This window comes from Acinetobacter sp. UBA6526 (assembly GCF_002434875.1).
Classification (GTDB): domain Bacteria; phylum Pseudomonadota; class Gammaproteobacteria; order Pseudomonadales; family Moraxellaceae; genus Acinetobacter; species Acinetobacter venetianus.
The window spans coordinates 1-296 of the sequence record NZ_DJLC01000231.1; the positions used below are offsets into that span (position 1 = coordinate 1).

At 36.5% G+C, this 296-nt stretch carries 1 pseudogene; it reads left to right on the plus strand.

The window, feature by feature from the left end:
* Positions 1-296, plus strand: a pseudogene (gyrB, locus tag B4237_RS15610) (DNA gyrase subunit B); the annotation flags it as partial.

The window sequence follows — 296 nt, forward strand, 5'->3', positions numbered from 1 at the left end:
TACATGTTTCTGGTTTTAAAACTGCTCTTACTCGAGTTCTGAATAATTACGCTAAAGATAATAATTTACTTAAAAATATTAAAATCGCACTTACCGGCGATGATATGCGTGAAGGTTTAACTGCAATTATTTCAGTCAAAGTGCCAGATCCAAAATTCTCTTCGCAAACCAAAGAAAAATTGGTGTCGAGTGAAGTGAAACCTGCTGTTGAACAGGCGATGAACAAAGAGTTTTCAGCTTATTTGCTTGAAAACCCACAGGCTGCTAAGTCGATTGCAGGCAAAATTATTGATGCA